Raw genomic sequence first — 17201 nt, 5'->3', positions numbered from 1 at the left:
TTAACTCAACAATTCACTCAAACTAACCTGATCTTATCAAGACTTTATCCGAGTTCCCACAGAATGTCAACCCACGTCGAAAAAAAGGACAGGCCTCTTTGATAAACGGCCCGTCCTTTAAGCAAGATATTTGAACGCGTAGCGACTGGGAGATTTACTCAAACCGGGCGCCAATCGCAGAATAAATACGGACAATCCTAAAAAAGACAGTGATTTTGCCCGCTCCTGCGTTTGGAGACGGAGTCACTTCTCGACAAGCGACAAAGGAGCGCAAATTCACACATCCGCTCCAAAATTTTTTAGACAACAAGCTCACAGATCAGGCCTCGTTGATGCACGACTGCCCTTGTTTCATTTACTGTGTCGAAATCTCCTTCAATGTTTGTACGATTTCGGCTTCCTCGATTCCACGCACCATCTCTACCTGTCCCAACTTGCGCGACAAAACAAAAGTATACTGGCCACCGCGCGCCTTCTTATCCTTTTTCATCGCCTCTAACAGCTGAGGCAACGGCCAATTTTCTGCATACCGGATCGGCAAGCACAAGCGGCGGAGCAACTGTTCCGTCCGATCGACCAATTCGCTCGGTGCGCCCAGCAAACGGACACTTAATCGCGACGCGCCGGCCATGCCGATCGCTACCGCTTCACCGTGAGTGTACACACGATACCTCGAAACTGCCTCTAACGCATGGCCGATGGTATGTCCATAATTGAGAATTGAACGGATGCCCAATTCTTTCTCATCTTGCGACACCACGGCGGATTTCACCTTGCAACCACGATAAATCGCTTCCGTCAGACGCTCGGGGGACAGCGCAAGCAATTCCTCGGCATGGGCTTCCAACCACTCCACAAACGAGACATCCCAGATCAGCGCATGCTTCGCCACTTCCGCCAGTCCGGAATGCACTTGGCGCGCTGGCAACGAGCGCAACACATCGACATCAAAAACGACCATCAGCGGTTGGTGAAATGCTCCGATATAATTCTTACCCAACGCATGATTGACGCCTACTTTCCCACCCACGCTACTGTCATGCGCCAACAAGGTGGTCGGCAACTGGATGAAAGGGATGCCCCGCATATAGGTGGCAGCAACAAACCCGGCCAAATCCCCCACTACACCGCCGCCCAAAGCCAGCACAACGCTACCGCGGTCAAGGCCGAACTGCAAGCAATCACCAATCACTCGCTCAACCACGCTTAAGTTTTTGCTCTCTTCGCCGGCAGGAAAAACCGTCATCCCTATCTGATATCCTTCCGCACGCAATGACGCTTGGAGTGCCTGGCCATACAAGGGAGCGACAGAGCTATCAGTAATCACCATCAGCTTGCGGTCCTTTTCGACACCCACTTCCTTCATCAGGCGAGGCAACATCTGGTAGGTGCCCCGGCCGATATGAATGGGGTAACACTGATTAGACGTGTTCACCGTCAAAGTGCGCATCAGAATCTCAACACCCTTTCACGGTAACGATTCAGTTGTTCTTTCAACTCATCCAATGTATCAGCTGGAAATTTCTCAAGTAGCGCACAGGCAATTTCCCAGGCCACGACATTCTCCGCCACGACACACGCCGCTGGAACCGCACAGCTGTCCGACCGCTCAATGCTAGCGGCGAAAGGCTCTTTGCTATCGATATCCACACTATTCAGCGGTTTGTATAGGGTAGGAATGGGCTTCATCACCCCGCGAACGACAATCGGCTCTCCTGTGGTCATCCCTCCTTCAAAGCCGCCCAATCGATTAGTGCGGCGAGTAAAACCGGTAGCTTCCGACCATTCGATTTCATCATGCACTTCGGAGCCTGGGCGGTGAGCCGCTTCAAAGCCAATGCCGAACTCAACTCCCTTAAAGGCGTTGATGCTCACAATCGCTTGCGCAATGCGCGCGTCCAATTTGCGATCCCAATGTACGTGGCTACCTAGCCCCACCGGAACGCCTTCCACGATGACTTCCACGATGCCCCCCAGGGAGTCGCCCTCTTTTTTGGCTTGGTCAATGAGTGCCATCATCTGTTGTTCAGCATGGGGATCCAAGCAGCGCACAGGGGATTCCTCTGCACGCGCAGTCCACTCTTCCCACGGCAAATCCAGCCGCTTCGCTTCGACACTGCCAATGCGTAGCACATGGCCGCCCACACGGATATCGCACGCTTCCAAGATCAATCGCGCCACGGCACCTGCAGCCACTCGCATCGTCGTCTCTCGCGCGCTGGAACGTTCCAGTACATCGCGCATATCACGGTGATCATATTTGATCGCACCGTTTAAATCGGCATGCCCGGGACGGGGCCGCGAGATGCGACGTTTTTCTGCTTCTTCTGGAAGGGGGTCAATGCTCATCACTTTCTTCCAATGGGTCCAGTCTTTATTCTCAACCACCAACGCCACCGGGGCACCTGTCGTCTCACCGAAACGAACGCCGGATAAAATTTGCACTTGGTCTTTCTCAATCTGCATCCGACGCCCGCGGCCATACCCTTTTTGGCGGCGCGCCAGTTGATGGTCAATTTTCTTTTTGTCAAAAGGAACATGGCTTGGTAAACCTTCCACAATCAATGTCAATTGAGGGCCGTGTGACTCTCCCGCCGTTAAATACCTCATCTCTCATCGTCCTCTCCTAATCTAAGCTCACACATGAAACAAACAATAAAAAATTTGTTAGTAATCATACCATAGTTTCGATCAGTTAAAAATAAGATTTAATAAAAATCACCCGGTTCCGCATGGAACCGGGTGATTGTAAAATCCCGACGAGCCTGCTTTCTAACCTTCGCTCGCGGGTGCCTTGTCGCGGCATGGTGAGCACCTATAGCTCACTCGCCGCCCACGCTTTGCCGAACAGCATGCTCCCAACTTGGGTAATAATAAAGCGCGCTTTGCATCAAGTCGGGATCGGCTTGCTTCACCTTCTTTTTTCCGAGCGGCTGGCCGTTTTCTGCCATTTGTCTGATTTTGGCCGCCACTTCATCTACGCTGAGTGGAATATCCAATCTGCATTCCCCCTTTGCTAAGTTAACATCCAGTCTGGACAAAACTTGAGGGAAATAGACGGTATTTTCCATTATTTCAACCGCACTTAAAAGAGCGCGACACACGGATGGCAAACAAAAGCGCGGCCTATTGGCCGCGCCTCATGTCGAGGAACATTAGATCCAGCGATTGATCGTTTTTTCGTATTCGTTCACATCTGCTTCATTGAACCACAGCGCGATCTCCCGCTCTGCGCTTGTCGGAGAATCGGAGCCATGCACGATGTTCATCGCAACATTCACGCCAAAATCACCGCGAATGGTTCCTGGCAGAGCATCAGCAGGATTGGTTTTGCCCATCATTTGACGAGCAGTAGCGATCACGTTGTTCCCTTGCCACACCATCGCGAACACAGGGCCGGATGTGATAAAATCAACCAGTTCTCCAAAGAACGGTCTCTCTTTATGTTCAGCGTAATGCTCTTCAGCCAATTCACGGGAAACGGTCATCAATTTAGCACCGACTAACTGAAAACCTTTTTTCTCAAATCGAGCAACAATTTCACCAATTAGCCCACGTTGCACTCCGTCAGGCTTCACCATGATAAATGTTTTCTCCATACCCGTTGTTCCTCCACTTCATGCTATGTATCAGTTCACACCGATTGGTGCATGAAAATTGTAACAGGAATGGGATGTAAACGCAACCATCCCCATGACTCAATAGGAACGGCGCAAAATAAATTCCGCAATCATTCGGAGAGATTCCCGTTCAGCCGTGGCGGGCAGTTTTTCCAGACAGCTAAAAGCTTTGTCCATATACCTGCGCGACAAGTCCATAGTATATTCGATCCCACCGCTGGTCCGGATCATATCGAGAATCTCTTTAAGCGATCCTGACTCCCCTTTGGAACGCAGGTAAGTGAGAATCGCCTGCCTGATTTCCTCCGAGCCATGGTTCAGCGCATAGATGACCGGCAATGTCACATTGCCTTGCTCCAGATCGCTCCCGGCTGGCTTACCCAATGTTTTCTCATCCCCCATGAAATCAAGCACGTCATCAGTCAACTGAAAAGCCATTCCCACGTAATAACCGTACGCAGTAACGGCCCGTTCCAAAGCAGGGGGAACATCAGAGACCATCGCTCCCAGTTGGCAGCTGGTTGCCATAAGCAAAGCCGTCTTTCTTTTGATCCGGTGCAAATACTTTTTCAAACTCAACACTTCGCTGAATAGATCCTCGATTTGCGCAATCTCCCCCAAGCACATGCGAATCATGGCTGTTGCCAGTCTTTCCTGCACGGGATACTCCCCCAAAGCCGTCAGTTCCTTTAATGCACAGGCCAAAATGTAATCACCGGTATACATGGCAATCCGGTTGTCCCATTCTTCCTTGACCGTTTTACGGCCGCGGCGGGTTTCCGCATTGTCGATCACATCGTCATGCACGAGGGTGGCCATGTGGATCAACTCCAATGCTACGGCCACTTTTTGCAACTGCTCAAAATCATAGGAACCGAACGAACCGGCCAGCAACACAAAGACGGGGCGCACCCGTTTCCCCCCCGCTTCCAGCAGGTGGTTGGAGGTCTTGCGCAACATGTCGTGATCGGTGTGGATGGCACAGGCCAGCGCTCGCTCGATCTGTGCTAACTCCTTTTTTTTCTCTTCATATATTTCTTGTAGATTCATTATCCACTTCACCCTGATCAGCGCATGCCTAGACTCGCTGGTAAATCCAGCATGTGGATTTCCACATTGGATGGCAACAGTCCCAAGTCTGCAGCATAGCGGAAATAGGTTTGCAGTCCCCGCTTTTCCTTTTCGCCAAAATCGTAACAAAGGCCCTCAAAATATGCTTTCCAGAAAGCCACATCGCCTCCCAATTGACGCATGGCCTCCTCAATCGCGGGAGTCAAGTTCTTCCGACCTTCCGCTTTGGCTTGCATGAAACGCAGGTAAATCTCTTCCAAATCGTTTCGGCGCGATTCAGCGATGGCGCGCCTTACCGCCCAGACGGCGTAAGTCATGCTCAATCCCGTCTGCTTCATCCACTCTTCACCCAAATCATACATTCGGTATGCCGAACCGTTCCATTTGCCTTTTACTGCATCGTCACCGATCAACAAAGCTGCATCGGCTACATTCATCATTTCTTCCAACGATGGGGCCATGGTGACATAATTTGGACGGACCCCTGCAAATTTCTCCAGGACGATTTTCAAAAGCGCCACAGAAGTAGCCGACGTATTGGTTAATGCAATGGTTTTTCCGTCCAAATCATGAAGTTGATCTCCTTTGGTAAACAGAAAAATGGAGCCAACAGGGCCCATCGCACTAATCGACAAATCGGGCATCAAAACATACTCATCAGCATGTTCGGCATAAGCAAATGCCGAGATAGGGCTCATGTCGATGTTTCCCGCCGCCATGTCGCGGTTAAGCAAACTGGGCACCTGGCGGATCCACTCCACATCAAGCCCCCGATCATCAAAATATTGATAGATCGGCAAGATATTGGTGAATGCGATCCTTCCGATTCGAATCGGTTTCATCGTCCACCCTCCCAACGTTGATACAATTGATGGTCAATCTTAAGCAGATCAAGCACTTTTCCGGCCACAAACCGCACCATATCCTCGATGGAGGAAGGCTGGTGATAAAATGCGGGCATCGCTGGCACGATGGAAACCCCGCATCGTGATAGTTTGAGCATGTTTTCCAAATGGATTGCAGACAGTGGCGTCTCTCGCGGAACAATGATGAGCGGCTTGTTTTCCTTAATCATGACATCGGCGGCCCGCTCCAACAAATTGGATGACAGGCCGTGAGCCAGCTTGGCCAATGACGCCATGGAACAAGGAGCGACAATCATGCCGTCTGTCTGAAAGGAACCGGAAGCAATCGTCGCACCAATATCCTTCAATGGATGGTAGACGAGTGTGCCTGGCAGGTGTCCGTACAGTTTGGTAAAACAACGTTCCCGCTCCTGCACTTCCCATCCGTGCTCTTCCATCAACACTCTCCATCCCGCTTCAGATACGACGAGATGCACAGTATGCCCCTGCCTTAAACATTCCTCTAAGATGCATAATCCATACGGGGCGCCGCTTGCTCCGGTCATCCCCAAAATCAGGCGTTTGTGACTCATAAAAACACATCCAACATCGTAAATACAAAGATCAACACGCTCAACACACCGTTCATGGTGAAAAAAGCAGTATTTAAGCGAGACAAATCATTCGGCTTCACAATGGCATGCTCATACACCAAAATGGCGATAGCAATCAACGCCCCCACCGTATACCACGCGCCAAGTGAAGTCATATAGACGAGCGCTATCAAACCCACAGCAGTGCACACGTGCATCAATCCCGAAATCCACAACGCGGGCGCGATGCCAAATCTAGCGGGAATGGAGAACAACCGCTCCTCTCGGTCAAACTTCACATCTTGACAAGCGTAAATTACATCAAATCCCCCAATCCACAAAGCCACAGTGAGATATAGGACGATTGATGTCACATCGATTTGCGCCGTCGTCGCCACCCAGCCACCGATGGCTCCCAATGCACTCGACAGGCCGCAGAAAAAGTGGCATGTCCAAGTGAAGCGCTTGGTGTATGAATAAAACATCAGAAAAAACACAGCCAACGGCAAACATTTGACCGCCAGCATATTTAATTGGAATGCGGCAACAAACAACATAGCAAATGAAACGACGATAAACCCCCATACAAACGGGACAGAAACCAACCCTGCTGGAATGGCCCGATTTTTGGTGCGGGGGTTTTTCGCGTCGATATGTCGGTCAATCAAACGGTTCAAAGCCATTGCGGCACTGCGCGCGCCCACCATCGCCAATGTGATCCAACCAATTTCCGCCCAACTCGGAAGAACCCCGCGCACTTCCAAACTGCCGAGAACGGCTCCCATATAAGCGAAGGGCAGGGCAAATATGGTATGTTCAAACTTAATCATTTCTAATACAACTTTCAACTTATGCACCAAGTTCATCCTACCATCTTCCTTCGTTTCATCTCTCATTGGCCGGCTTTTCGCCCGACATGCAACGCCGTGATGCCACCTGTGAGCGGGTACACCTCGACTTCGTCCAACCCGACTTCTTCCCTCATGATCCGCGCCAGCTCCTCATAGTCAGGGAAATGGATCAAGGATTCCGGCAGCCAGCGGTACTGTTCATACCGATTGGCGAAGAGCTTGCCCAACCACGGCAAGATACGCTCGAAATAAAAGTAATACAACGCGCGAAACGGGGGCCAAGTCGGTTTGGACAACTCCAGCGATACGATTTGTCCCCCCGGTTTGACAACCCGTTTCATCTCTTTGAGCACCTGCACCACATCTGGCACGTTGCGAAGAGCGAACCCGATGGTAGCGTGGTCGAAGCTGTTGTCCGGAAACGGCAATTGCATCGCATCTCCCCGCACCAATTCAACCTGTTGCCTGAGCCCTTTTTCAGACAATTTCCGCTCCGCCACTTGCAACATATTGTCGCTAAAATCCAAGCCGACCACCCGACCCGTTTGCGAAGCGATTGCCAGCGATATCGTCCAATCCCCCGTGCCGCAACAGACGTCGATCGCCGTGTCGCCCGGTTTCACAGCCATTTTTTTCATGGCAAACTTGCGCCAACGCTTGTGCTGATAAAAGCTCAACAAGGTGTTCATGCGGTCATAATCTTTGGCGATGCTTTCAAAAACCTGCAAAACGAATTTCGCTTTCTCTGACTTATCCCTCATGGTCTTGTCCACTCCCTTTCACCGCTCAATTGCTTCAAGTGAAAGGCATTGCCTCTCTAATAAGAATGTTGAGCTCATCTTTAACAAGATCATCCTCCAGCTTGGCAGTGGCCTCGTTAAGGCGTTGCGAAGCGCTTTGAACCCACGCGATCTCGGCCTCCGTATCACACGAGGCACCGCTGTCCTTGATGTAGCGGAGCACCATCAATTCCTTCACAATGTCACGCCACGGCGTTGGCTCGGGCTGATCCGCATGAAAAAAATCGGCTAGCGCCATCAAAAGACCACCCGATATTTCCCGCATCTGCTCCCATTCTTCCACCTTTGAAGCGAACGTTTCTTGTGCCATGTGAAAAGTCATTTTCTTCTCGTTCATTCGGCCAATCTCTTCCAACAGAAAGGCTAACCCCTCCGTCTCTTGATGCTTGGCCAGCTGTTGGTAAAAGATGCTGCTGAAATAATCTCCAGCCAGAACATATAATTGCTGTTTGCGATGCGCGTCAGGTTCGGGCTGCGAATCGACCGTGACACGATCATGCATCACTTGCCCCATATCGAGCAAGGTGACCGCAAATGCATAGATCTGCGCCCGTTCTTCAGGCACATGCAATGATTTTAACATCAATTGCAAAACGCGCACAAAAAAAACAGGGATCGTGGGTCTCCCAATGATTTGTTTCAGATACGAAGGCGTGGACAAACCATCAATCGCATCGATGATCCAGTTCAATTCTTCTTTATGTATGGACGACATGCAAACGTTCCCCCAAAAACCATAAAGTTCAGGCACTGCGAATAGTATACCATACTTTTAATCGGGATAGATGTTTCCATTGTTTTCCCTATTCTCTAATTGTTTGCTGAAAAAACGTTGACTGTGGTCAACTTTTCCAGTCTCCTTTTGCACCAAAGCCCCGCCGGCGCCCAGCGGTGGCTTTACCGACACGCGACCGTTTTTTTGCTTCGATCAGTGCTCCAAGTGCAGTTTAGACCGTAGACAAGCAACCGCAGTCGATGCACATTGTCGTCCTGTTTGAACCACGAGGCGTGCGAAGACGCGAGTGGAGCACACCATCGACGTGGCCGACACGCGGAAGCGCCAACATCCGCACAACATGCATACACGTTTCTTCCCTCCCTTTATCATCTTTGCAAAAGGAAGAGAAGACAGAGGCTCCTTAGTCCGTATCCACGGAGCCAAAAGGCGTGATAATCGTCGCCTTGCCACGCACCTTTACAGCCGATGTATGTTCGGTAAATTGCGCGACCATGACTTCGCCTTTATCAAGTTTCTCTGAATGATGAAAACGAGTGTCCTTCCCTCGGGTAAGACCGATGACGTTGACACCGTTTTCTTTCGCTTTGATCAATATATAGTCAGCGGATCCATTCATCCTTTATCCCTCCTCTTCCTATTCTATCCGTCATGATAGTTTAACATGGAACTTTGCGCTTAATGCAATAAAAAAGACCCTTCCATGAGGAAGGGTCTTTATATGGTCGGGCTAGCCAGATTTGAACTGACGACCTCTTGCGCCCCATGCAAGCGCGCTACCAAGCTGCGCCATAGCCCGATAACTATGTGATTGCGCATCGACAAGTATTAGTATATTGCACGCTTGCATATGTGTCAAGGATCTTTTTTATTTTTTTATTTTAATCCAATCAAGCTGAGCGCCTCTGCTCTGGCTGCCGAATCTTCAGCAAACACGCCGCGCACCGCCGATGTGATCGTTTTGGATCCCGGTTTTTTTACACCCCGCATAGTCATGCACATATGCTCCGCTTCCACGACGACGATCACCCCGTGCGGGTCCAATTTTTCCATGATTGAATCAGCTACCGTAGCTGTAATCCGCTCTTGCAATTGCGGGCGTCTGGCTACCGTTTCAAGCGCTCTCGCCAATTTGCTCAATCCTGTGACCCGTCCTCCACGCGGTATGTAGCCTACATGCGCTTTGCCGAAGAAAGGAACCAAATGGTGCTCACAAGTGGAGAAGAAGGGGATGTCTTTGACAAGCACCAGCTCTTCATGATCTTCTCCAAACACGACTGAAAAATGCTCTTTGGGATCTTCGTTCAAACCCGAAAAAATTTCAGCATACATGCGTGCCACACGGGCCGGTGTATCTAATAAACCTTCGCGGTTTGGGTCTTCGCCGATCGCTTCCAAAATCATGCGCACCGCGTCCTCAATTTTGCGATGATCGATCATTGTTGTTCCTCCATCCAAATAACATCTGCTCAGTTATATTCTCAACAACTGTAAACAGCTATATTATATCACAATCCCCAAGCGAAAAAAGAAAAAGGAAAAAGGCCTCAGTTTAGAGGCCTTTTTAGCAGGTCATTCTTATGTACTTCGTCCTGCTTATTTGTTTACTTCTTCTTTCAGCTGCTTACCTGGTTTGAATACAGGTGCTTTGGTTGCAGGAATATCGATTTCTTCACCTGTTTGCGGGTTGCGACCTTTGCGAGCCGCACGCTCACGCACTTCGAAGTTACCGAAGCCAATGAGTTGTACTTTGTCACCTGTGCGCAGAGCTTCAGTGATCGCTTCAAATACAGCTTCAACAGATTTTGCAGCGTCTTTTTTCGTCATTTCAGTAGCTTCTGCCACTTTATTGATTAGTTCGGTCTTATTCATAACCGCACCTCCTAAAACATCCACAGCTATCGCTTTAAGCGATCCGCGAAAGAAGATTCTTTGCGCGGGACAATCCTATACTAATATAGACTTATGGGAAGTTCAAGTGAATCTTTGCGATTTCTCTGTTTGGAAACAAAAAAAGCGCTTTTTCAGCGCTTATGGTCGAACATTTACAAGATTATGGCGATCAATCCGCCCGATCCTTCGTTGATGATCCGTTCCAGTGTTTCTTGCAGTTTATACCGCGCGTTCTCCGGCATCATCGCCAATTTAGCTTGGATGCTCTCCCGAACGACTTGGTTGAGTGAACGGCCGAAAATATCTGTTTCCCAAATGCTGTTAGGATCTTGTTCAAAATCGCGCATCAGGTAGTTTAAGAGCTCCTCGCTCTGTCTTTCTGAGCCGATGATAGGCGCAAACTCAGAATGCACATTGACGCGAATCATATGGATGGACGGTGCCGTCGCCTTAAGCCTTACGCCAAACCGGCTCCCCTGTTTGATCAACTCCGGCTCATCCAGGGTCATCTCTTCCAAAGCAGGCGGCGCCACGCCATAGCCCGTTGTGCGCACCATCTTAATTGCATCCGCCACTTTGTCGTATTCTCGCTTGGCGATGCTGAATTCTTGCATCAATTCCAACAAGTGATCTTTGCCGCGGATTTCAACGCCCACCACATCTTGCAACACCCGGTCATACAAAGCGTCTGGCGCGTACAAATCGATTTCGGCGATCCCTTGCCCCATATCCATCCCGGATAAAGCTGCTTTTTCAATGAATTCGTAATCGTAAAATTGGCCGACTACCCGATCCACATCACGCAAGCGCTTGATATCTTTCACCGTCTCCCGTACGGAATTTTCGAAGTCCCGCCGCAACCAATGCTCTTCATCTAACACCATGACCCAGCTGGGCAGGTTGACGTTCACTTCATGAACCGGGAATTCATACAACACTTCTCGCATGATGCTGAGGATGTCTTCTTCGCTCATCGTCGCCACGCTGACAGGCAAAACAGGAATATCGTATTTCTCCGCCAGTTCTGCCCGCAGCTGTTGCGCCTGTTCGCCGTAGGGACGGGTCGAGTTCAACAACAAAATGAACGGTTTGCCCACTTCTTTCAATTCATTGATCACGCGCTCTTCCACTTCTTGATAAGATTCGCGCGGTATATCGGTGATTGAGCCGTCCGTGGTGATGACGATCCCCACGGTGGAGTGTTCTTGGATCACCTTTCTTGTGCCCACTTCTGCCGCTTCCTGAAACGGTATCGGCTCTTCAAACCAAGGCGTGCTAATCATGCGCGGTCCGTTTTCATCTTCATAGCCTTTGGCGCCATCAATCGCGTAACCGACACAATCAACCAGCCGGATATTAACGTCCAACCCCTCATCTACGTGTATTTGGACCGCTTGGTTTGGCACGAATTTGGGTTCGATCGTTGTGATCGTTTTCCCCGCGCCGCTGTGAGGCAGTTCATCTGTTGCCCGCGTACGGTCGGCTTCATTCTCAATGTTGGGAATCACTACCTGTTCCATGAACCGTTTGATAAATGTCGATTTACCGGTGCGCACCGCACCGACCACACCCAGGTAGATGTCTCCTCCTGTCCGTTCTGCAATATCTTTCAAGATATCTACTTTCTCCACGAAAGTCCCTCCTTCAAAATCGCCCTCTTTTCTGGATCTGTCGCCGGTGCGAAGGCTATCCCCCCTCCGGACCCTTCCTTTGACACTACTAATATATGAATGCCTTTTCCCAATATGAATCTTTGCCTAAAAAAATAGAGCCGCCGAGGGAGTTATCCCGTTTCGGTTCTTTTTTTCACCTTCCCACGCACAGGAGAAGGTTTGCCTTTCACTAGCACCGTCCGCGTCCGGAAGCCTGCCACCTTGACTGATCCTGTAAGATGGCCCAACAAGAAAATGCCTGGTATGACAATGAGATGAAACCATAAACTCGCCATGGTTTGATTCCACCCCTTCCACACACTTGTCATTCCATAAATATGTGGCTACAGGTCAGAAATTCATGAAAAGAAAAAATCGCCCTGGCTTCAAGGCGATTTTTTCTCTGTTCCTTCACTTGGAACAATTAATTCTGGCATATTTTTATTCATTTTCATCATTGGTGAATATCCTGGTACAAAATAGGAGTCCTGTGCCAGCCATACCCGCAGATCTTCCTCCGCTGACGGCTTTTCTTTGGCTTGTTGCCATTTTTTCATCACTTCGCTACGGTAATCCAGATAGACCCGCCCTTGTTCATCCATGATCAAGTCCAGCATTGTGTCCGGAGTGTACGGACTGGGCACTTGCACGCTATCCAGATTTAACTGCTCCAAATCAACCTTGTAAAAACCAGGGCTCACGGCTTCACCTCGTGGATATTTCCCCTTTTTCGCTTTAAATGAATTAACAACCAATTGCACTTTGTCCACGGCATCGTGGGTACGCAGATCAAATAGGCGAACCAAAGGTTTGGTATCCACATTGGTCATCACATAAATAAAGTACCCGCCTTTCTCGAACGCCGACGGTGGAATATCCCCCAAATACCCTTGTATCTGCATAAAGTCCACCTGGTAATGCGTCGAGTATTTCACATCGTCTTGGCTGTATTTATACGGCAACATTTTTTGCTGCTTCAAATAGGTATCCACCGCCGCCTGAACGCGTGCAAGATGCTGATCCAGCTTGTCCCATTCTTGTCTTCGTTCTTGCGGATACAGGCACCCCGTCAACAGCGTGCAAAACAGCAAGAGGATTGCCAAGCCACTGCAGCGTCGCATTTCCATTCCTCCATCACATGAACATTCTCAGGATAAACAGCAGAGCTACAATCAATAAAATCAATGAGACAGACGACAAAATCCATCTCACCCAAACTCTTTTTTGCTGTCTGCCCAACGTCATCAATAAATTAATCAGAACCAATAAAAATAAACTCACACCCAATTCCATTTCTTTTCCACCCCTTGTCTTCATCATAACAGTATAGCAAATCCACATCTGCCTACCAAGCAGTCGGGCAGGTGCCCTGCTTCACCGACGGGCACCTGCATACGATAAATAGACACTAGCCTGAAATGGAGGATTTCCCTATGAGCGCCAAAAAGAAAAAGAAACCGCAAAGTCATAAAAAAACTGCCAAGAAACAGACAAAACCAAACAACACCTTGGTTAAACCGCTTGAAGAAACCATGCCTCCCCTTGTCTTTCCCCAACTGAGTTCGGCAAGCATCGCCCGCATTTTGAGCGGATTTATGAAGTTCCGCTCCACCGTCAAAGATTTGAGCCAATCCATCCAGCGGGTAGAAAGCGTGATGGATCATGCTTATCAAATGTTTGAAATCGCCACCAAAATGATGGCCCATGCCAAACAACGCGGTGGATTTCCGGCACTGCCTGGCGAGAAGCGTCCCCCATCCACCTTAGACCAAGATATTCCGGTGATCAATCTCCCCTTTGACGATGATCCGTCACACGGGTCACCAGGGCAACAGCCCCCCTTCCAATTGGGCAACATCTTGAGCTTATTGCAATCGCCGCTCATTCAACGCTTTATCGCAAGCCTTTTTCGCCCGTCACAACCGACCGCAGCCAGTTACAAAAAACGAGAGGGGTAATGCTCAATCAGCATTACCCCTCTCTTTCGTGACCAATCCCTTTCACCTGCACACATCCCTGACCCCGATTCTTGTGCTCAAGTTTATGGATATTGGTTGAAGCTATTACAGAGTATGAAGCAAGCAAATACCTTGCAACAGGGAAAGCGCCCAAAATGGCTACCAGCCGCCGATAATTTCTTCCAGCTCCTGCGTGCGCCCCCGTCCCATCAGCTCTTTTACGGCTTGTTCCGGGTCTTTGTCTGCGAACAGCACAGCATACAACTGCTCTGCGATCGGCATTTCCACCTGGTACCGTTCTTTGAGCACGTACGCAGCTTTGGTGGTACGGACGCCTTCAACGACCATGCCCATGGTAGCAAGCACCTCATCCAACCTTTTGCCTTGGCTGATCATGTGGCCGGCTCGCCAGTTACGACTGTGGCTACTGGTGCAAGTCACCACCAAGTCGCCCACGCCAGCCAGTCCGACAAAAGTGATCGGCTCAGCGCCCATCGCGTGACCCAACCGGGCGATCTCCGCCAATCCCCGAGTCAGCAAAGCCGCTTTGGCGTTGTCACCAAAGCCCAATCCGTCAACGAGTCCCGCAGACAGGGCGATGATATTTTTCAAGGCGCCCCCCACTTCCACCCCGATCACATCAGGATTGGTATACACTCGAAAATACGAGTTCATAAACAGCATCTGCGCCTGTTCGGCCGCTTGTGCCGACTGCGAGGCGACGACGACAGTCGTGGGGCAACGGCGAATCACTTCTTCGGCGTGGCTGGGTCCGGACAACACCGTAATGCGTTCCGCGTGGCTTGCACCCAACTCCTCCGCCAGCACTTCAGACATCCGTTTCAACGAGTCGATTTCAAATCCTTTGGCCGCATGGATGACGAGCGCATCAGCCTCTATCCAACGACGCGCTTCACGGGCAATCTCCCTCATGGAATGCGAAGGAACCGCAAATAGTACCGCCTTTTTGCCCTTTAGCGCTTCGGACAACGAAGAGGTGGCCCGCAAGTTTTCTGGCAATTTCACATCCGGCAAATATTTGCGGTTGGTGTGCGCTTGATCGATTTCCTGCGCCTGCTCCTCACGCCTCGCCCACAATGTCACATCATGGCCGTTGTCGGCCAACACCGCAGCGAGAACCGTACCCCAGCTCCCCGCTCCAAGTACAGCAACTCTACCTTTCATGTGATTTCTCCCTTGTATCAATCTAAATCTTGCGTTCGTTTCCCTTAAACAGATTGATTACATTTTGTTTATGTCTCCACAGCGCCATCACAGACACGATCAACATCAACCACACCACAGCCGTGGGATAATCCAACAGCCACATCATCACGGGAACGATGGAGGTGTACACCAGCGATCCGACTGATACATACCGTGTAAACAAGATAAACAAGATAGCACAGACCCCGGCGACGACAGCTGCAGTGAAGCCGATGAGGCACGTCACTCCTACCGTCGTGGCAATGCCTTTTCCACCGCGGAATCCCAAAAAGACTGGCCAGTTATGTCCAATGATGGCGGCAATCCCGCACACCATCATCACCAATTTCACATCCGGGCTGTTGCCAGCCATCCAGTAACCAAAGCCGACCGCGGCCATCCCTTTGAGCGCGTCCAGCAAAAAGACTATCAAGGCTGGCCCTTTCCCCAGCACGCGCGACGTATTCGTAGCTCCCGCATTGCCGCTACCGTAGTCACGAATATCAACGCCCTTGAGCCATTTGGTCAACAAATAACTAAAACTTATAGAACCCAACAAGTAAGAAATGACAATCGGTATCCCCCATGTTTGTAGCATTATTGCCCTCTCCCCGTCTCTCAGTTTCTTTAGCTTTTCTTTCGCAGCATGATTCTAAGTGGCGTCCCTTTAAACGGAAACGCTTGCCGCAACTGGTTTTCGAGATAGCGCAAGTAGCTGAAATGCGAAAGTTCCGGGTCATTGACAAACAAGATGAAGGTAGGTGGTTTCACTGTCGCCTGGGTCACATAGCGAACCCGGAATCGGCGACCCCGATCCGATGGAGGCGGTGTTGTCACCATGGCGTCCTGAATCACTTGGTTGAGCACCGACGTGGGCACGCGCATTGCGTGTTGTTCAGCCACTTCATTCACTTCAGGCAACACCGTATGAATACGGCGTTTCGTTTTAGCGGAAACAAACAGGATCGGCGCGTAGTGCATAAACTGGAATTCTTCACGAATCCGCCGCTTGAAGCGGTCCATGGTTTTTTCATCTTTTTCGACCGCATCCCATTTGTTCACCACGAAGATGGCAGCTCTTCCCGCCTCATGCGCATAACCGGCAATTTTCTTATCCTGCTCCGCGATCCCCCGTTCGCCGTCGATCACGATTAAGCACACATCCGAGCGCTCAATGGCGCGCAATGCACGGATCACACTGTATTTCTCAATCGATTCGTACACTTTTCCCCGTTTGCGAATCCCGGCCGTATCGATGAGGACAAATTTTTGTCCTTCATATTCAAACGGAGTGTCAACAGCATCCCGCGTGGTTCCCGCAACAGGGCTGACAATGACCCTCTCTTCTCCCAGCAACGCATTGACAAGTGAAGATTTCCCAACGTTGGGGCGGCCGATAAGGGACACTTTGATGGTGTCTTCTTCATACTCCTCTTCTTCCCTGTCAGGAAAATGTTCCACTACAGCATCCAGCATATCGCCTGTTCCGGTTCCATGCAAGGAAGACACCGGAATCACATGCTCAAAACCCAATTGGTAAAACTCAAACACATTCTCGGTGTATTTGATGTCATCCACCTTGTTTACCATCAGAATCACTGGTTTGTTGGTGCGGTGTAAAAACCTAGCCACCTCTTCATCTGTGGTAGTGACGCCATCGCGGGCATCGGCGACAAACAAAATCACATCCGCTTCATCAAGGGCCAATTCCACCTGATTGCGAATATGATCCATAATCTCATCGGTGTCTCCAAACTCAATGCCGCCTGTATCAATTAAGTGAAACTCACGCCCATTCCATTCACTGCGAGAATAAATCCGATCTCTGGTAATGCCTGGCTGGTCTTCCACAATCGCGATGCGTTCCCCCGCCAAGCGGTTGAAAATCGTCGACTTTCCCACATTCGGTCGTCCAACTATCGCTACTACAGGTAAGCTCATACAACATCCTCACTTTTCGCATATTCCCATATATA

The 17201-nt window shown here is 50.0% G+C and carries 20 protein-coding genes and 1 tRNA gene; 1 reads left to right on the top strand and 20 read right to left on the bottom strand.

Annotated features, from left to right (window positions below; translation table 11 throughout):
• Positions 1 to 355: 355 nt before the first annotated feature.
• The 17 genes from aroB to EDC32_RS04830 all read right to left on the bottom strand — a co-directional run bounded on the left by aroB (position 356) and on the right by EDC32_RS04830 (position 13182).
• On the bottom strand, positions 356 to 1450 hold the full coding sequence (aroB, locus tag EDC32_RS04900; RefSeq protein WP_132220210.1) for a 3-dehydroquinate synthase: 1095 nt from the start codon (positions 1448 to 1450) through the stop codon (positions 356 to 358).
• Positions 1450 to 2610 (bottom strand): chorismate synthase, encoded by a 1161-nt coding sequence (gene aroC / locus EDC32_RS04895; RefSeq protein WP_132220209.1) that lies wholly within the window; start codon positions 2608 to 2610, stop codon positions 1450 to 1452. Before aroC ends, aroB begins: the two co-directional genes overlap by 1 nt.
• Before the next feature lie 212 nt (positions 2611 to 2822).
• Positions 2823 to 2999: a hypothetical protein gene (locus tag EDC32_RS16265; RefSeq protein ID WP_022738470.1), complete on the bottom strand. Its 177-nt coding sequence runs from the start codon at positions 2997 to 2999 to the stop codon at positions 2823 to 2825.
• A 156-nt stretch (positions 3000 to 3155) separates the two neighbouring features.
• On the bottom strand, positions 3156 to 3599 hold the full coding sequence (ndk, locus tag EDC32_RS04890; RefSeq protein WP_132220208.1) for a nucleoside-diphosphate kinase: 444 nt from the start codon (positions 3597 to 3599) through the stop codon (positions 3156 to 3158).
• 99 nt (positions 3600 to 3698) lie between these two features.
• Positions 3699 to 4670: a polyprenyl synthetase family protein gene (locus EDC32_RS04885; RefSeq protein ID WP_132220207.1), complete on the bottom strand. Its 972-nt coding sequence runs from the start codon at positions 4668 to 4670 to the stop codon at positions 3699 to 3701.
• A gap of 17 nt (positions 4671 to 4687) precedes the next feature.
• Entirely contained in the window at positions 4688 to 5533 is an 846-nt protein-coding gene (locus EDC32_RS04880) for a menaquinone biosynthetic enzyme MqnA/MqnD family protein (RefSeq protein WP_132220206.1), read from the bottom strand.
• A complete protein-coding gene (locus EDC32_RS04875; protein WP_132220205.1) occupies positions 5530 to 6129 on the bottom strand; it encodes a UbiX family flavin prenyltransferase in 600 nt (199 codons plus the stop codon). Before EDC32_RS04875 ends, EDC32_RS04880 begins: the two co-directional genes overlap by 4 nt.
• Positions 6126 to 6995, bottom strand: coding sequence for a UbiA-like polyprenyltransferase (locus EDC32_RS04870; protein ID WP_132220204.1), 870 nt, complete (start codon positions 6993 to 6995; stop codon positions 6126 to 6128). The genes EDC32_RS04875 and EDC32_RS04870 overlap by 4 nt, the downstream gene beginning before the upstream one ends.
• Before the next feature lie 26 nt (positions 6996 to 7021).
• The gene (locus EDC32_RS04865) at positions 7022 to 7741 is read right to left on the bottom strand and encodes a demethylmenaquinone methyltransferase (RefSeq protein WP_132220203.1); all 720 of its coding nucleotides are present in this window, start codon (positions 7739 to 7741) and stop codon (positions 7022 to 7024) included.
• 34 nt (positions 7742 to 7775) lie between these two features.
• Complete coding sequence (locus EDC32_RS04860; protein ID WP_132220202.1) at positions 7776 to 8495, bottom strand: heptaprenyl diphosphate synthase component 1; 720 nt, start codon at positions 8493 to 8495, stop codon at positions 7776 to 7778.
• A gap of 424 nt (positions 8496 to 8919) precedes the next feature.
• Entirely contained in the window at positions 8920 to 9135 is a 216-nt protein-coding gene (mtrB, locus tag EDC32_RS04855; RefSeq protein WP_022738457.1) for a trp RNA-binding attenuation protein MtrB, read from the bottom strand.
• Positions 9136 to 9238: 103 nt separating this feature from the next.
• Positions 9239 to 9315 (bottom strand) — tRNA-Pro (locus EDC32_RS04850).
• Positions 9316 to 9392: 77 nt separating this feature from the next.
• A complete protein-coding gene (gene folE / locus EDC32_RS04845) occupies positions 9393 to 9956 on the bottom strand; it encodes a GTP cyclohydrolase I FolE (protein WP_022738456.1) in 564 nt (187 codons plus the stop codon).
• A gap of 156 nt (positions 9957 to 10112) precedes the next feature.
• The gene (locus EDC32_RS04840; protein ID WP_022738455.1) at positions 10113 to 10388 is read right to left on the bottom strand and encodes an HU family DNA-binding protein; all 276 of its coding nucleotides are present in this window, start codon (positions 10386 to 10388) and stop codon (positions 10113 to 10115) included.
• Between the two features lie 173 nt (positions 10389 to 10561).
• A complete protein-coding gene (gene spoIVA / locus EDC32_RS04835) occupies positions 10562 to 12040 on the bottom strand; it encodes a stage IV sporulation protein A (protein WP_132220201.1) in 1479 nt (492 codons plus the stop codon).
• A gap of 152 nt (positions 12041 to 12192) precedes the next feature.
• A complete protein-coding gene (locus tag EDC32_RS16260) occupies positions 12193 to 12357 on the bottom strand; it encodes a hypothetical protein (protein ID WP_022738452.1) in 165 nt (54 codons plus the stop codon).
• 90 nt (positions 12358 to 12447) lie between these two features.
• Positions 12448 to 13182, bottom strand: a complete 735-nt coding sequence (locus tag EDC32_RS04830) for a hypothetical protein (RefSeq protein WP_132220200.1) — start codon at positions 13180 to 13182, stop codon at positions 12448 to 12450.
• Between the two features lie 312 nt (positions 13183 to 13494).
• Here EDC32_RS04830 and EDC32_RS04825 point away from each other — a divergent pair, with 312 nt between their 5' ends.
• A complete protein-coding gene (locus tag EDC32_RS04825) occupies positions 13495 to 14019 on the top strand; it encodes a hypothetical protein (RefSeq protein ID WP_132220199.1) in 525 nt (174 codons plus the stop codon).
• A 159-nt stretch (positions 14020 to 14178) separates the two neighbouring features.
• On the opposite strand, the gene EDC32_RS04820 is transcribed toward EDC32_RS04825, so the two are convergent.
• Genes EDC32_RS04820 through der form a run of 3 tightly spaced genes read right to left on the bottom strand, consistent with a single transcriptional unit; the run spans position 14179 to position 17166 of the window.
• Positions 14179 to 15204, bottom strand: a complete 1026-nt coding sequence (locus EDC32_RS04820) for an NAD(P)H-dependent glycerol-3-phosphate dehydrogenase (RefSeq protein ID WP_132220198.1) — start codon at positions 15202 to 15204, stop codon at positions 14179 to 14181.
• Between the two features lie 22 nt (positions 15205 to 15226).
• A complete protein-coding gene (gene plsY, locus EDC32_RS04815; protein ID WP_132220197.1) occupies positions 15227 to 15823 on the bottom strand; it encodes a glycerol-3-phosphate 1-O-acyltransferase PlsY in 597 nt (198 codons plus the stop codon).
• Positions 15824 to 15852: 29 nt separating this feature from the next.
• Positions 15853 to 17166, bottom strand: a complete 1314-nt coding sequence (der, locus tag EDC32_RS04810) for a ribosome biogenesis GTPase Der (protein WP_132220196.1) — start codon at positions 17164 to 17166, stop codon at positions 15853 to 15855.
• Between the last annotated feature and the right edge of the window lie 35 nt (positions 17167 to 17201).

It is taken from the genome of Laceyella sacchari (genome assembly GCF_004343255.1).
GTDB lineage: Bacteria > Bacillota > Bacilli > Thermoactinomycetales > Thermoactinomycetaceae > Laceyella > Laceyella sacchari.
Note: the sequence above shows the minus strand (reverse complement) of the source record. Positions and strands in the feature narration are given on the sequence as shown.

Bases quoted from the DNA above. Each gene is read 5' to 3' on its own strand.
- EDC32_RS04880 (WP_132220206.1), bottom strand. From the start codon at position 5,533: ATGAAACCGATTCGAATCGGAAGGATCGCATTCACCAATATCTTGCCG.
- EDC32_RS04865 (WP_132220203.1), bottom strand. From the start codon at position 7,741: ATGAGGGATAAGTCAGAGAAAGCGAAATTCGTTTTGCAGGTTTTTGAA.
- folE (WP_022738456.1), bottom strand. From the start codon at position 9,956: ATGATCGATCATCGCAAAATTGAGGACGCGGTGCGCATGATTTTGGAA.
- EDC32_RS04870 (WP_132220204.1), bottom strand. From the start codon at position 6,995: ATGAACTTGGTGCATAAGTTGAAAGTTGTATTAGAAATGATTAAGTTT.
- EDC32_RS04860 (WP_132220202.1), bottom strand. From the start codon at position 8,495: ATGTCGTCCATACATAAAGAAGAATTGAACTGGATCATCGATGCGATT.
- EDC32_RS04875 (WP_132220205.1), bottom strand. From the start codon at position 6,129: ATGAGTCACAAACGCCTGATTTTGGGGATGACCGGAGCAAGCGGCGCC.
- der (WP_132220196.1), bottom strand. From the start codon at position 17,166: ATGAGCTTACCTGTAGTAGCGATAGTTGGACGACCGAATGTGGGAAAG.
- aroC (WP_132220209.1), bottom strand. From the start codon at position 2,610: ATGAGGTATTTAACGGCGGGAGAGTCACACGGCCCTCAATTGACATTG.
- EDC32_RS04825 (WP_132220199.1), top strand. From the start codon at position 13,495: ATGAGCGCCAAAAAGAAAAAGAAACCGCAAAGTCATAAAAAAACTGCC.
- EDC32_RS04885 (WP_132220207.1), bottom strand. From the start codon at position 4,670: ATGAATCTACAAGAAATATATGAAGAGAAAAAAAAGGAGTTAGCACAG.
- ndk (WP_132220208.1), bottom strand. From the start codon at position 3,599: ATGGAGAAAACATTTATCATGGTGAAGCCTGACGGAGTGCAACGTGGG.
- mtrB (WP_022738457.1), bottom strand. From the start codon at position 9,135: ATGAATGGATCCGCTGACTATATATTGATCAAAGCGAAAGAAAACGGT.
- EDC32_RS16260 (WP_022738452.1), bottom strand. From the start codon at position 12,357: ATGGCGAGTTTATGGTTTCATCTCATTGTCATACCAGGCATTTTCTTG.
- EDC32_RS04830 (WP_132220200.1), bottom strand. From the start codon at position 13,182: ATGCGACGCTGCAGTGGCTTGGCAATCCTCTTGCTGTTTTGCACGCTG.
- EDC32_RS04820 (WP_132220198.1), bottom strand. From the start codon at position 15,204: ATGAAAGGTAGAGTTGCTGTACTTGGAGCGGGGAGCTGGGGTACGGTT.
- aroB (WP_132220210.1), bottom strand. From the start codon at position 1,450: ATGCGCACTTTGACGGTGAACACGTCTAATCAGTGTTACCCCATTCAT.
- plsY (WP_132220197.1), bottom strand. From the start codon at position 15,823: ATGCTACAAACATGGGGGATACCGATTGTCATTTCTTACTTGTTGGGT.
- EDC32_RS04840 (WP_022738455.1), bottom strand. From the start codon at position 10,388: ATGAATAAGACCGAACTAATCAATAAAGTGGCAGAAGCTACTGAAATG.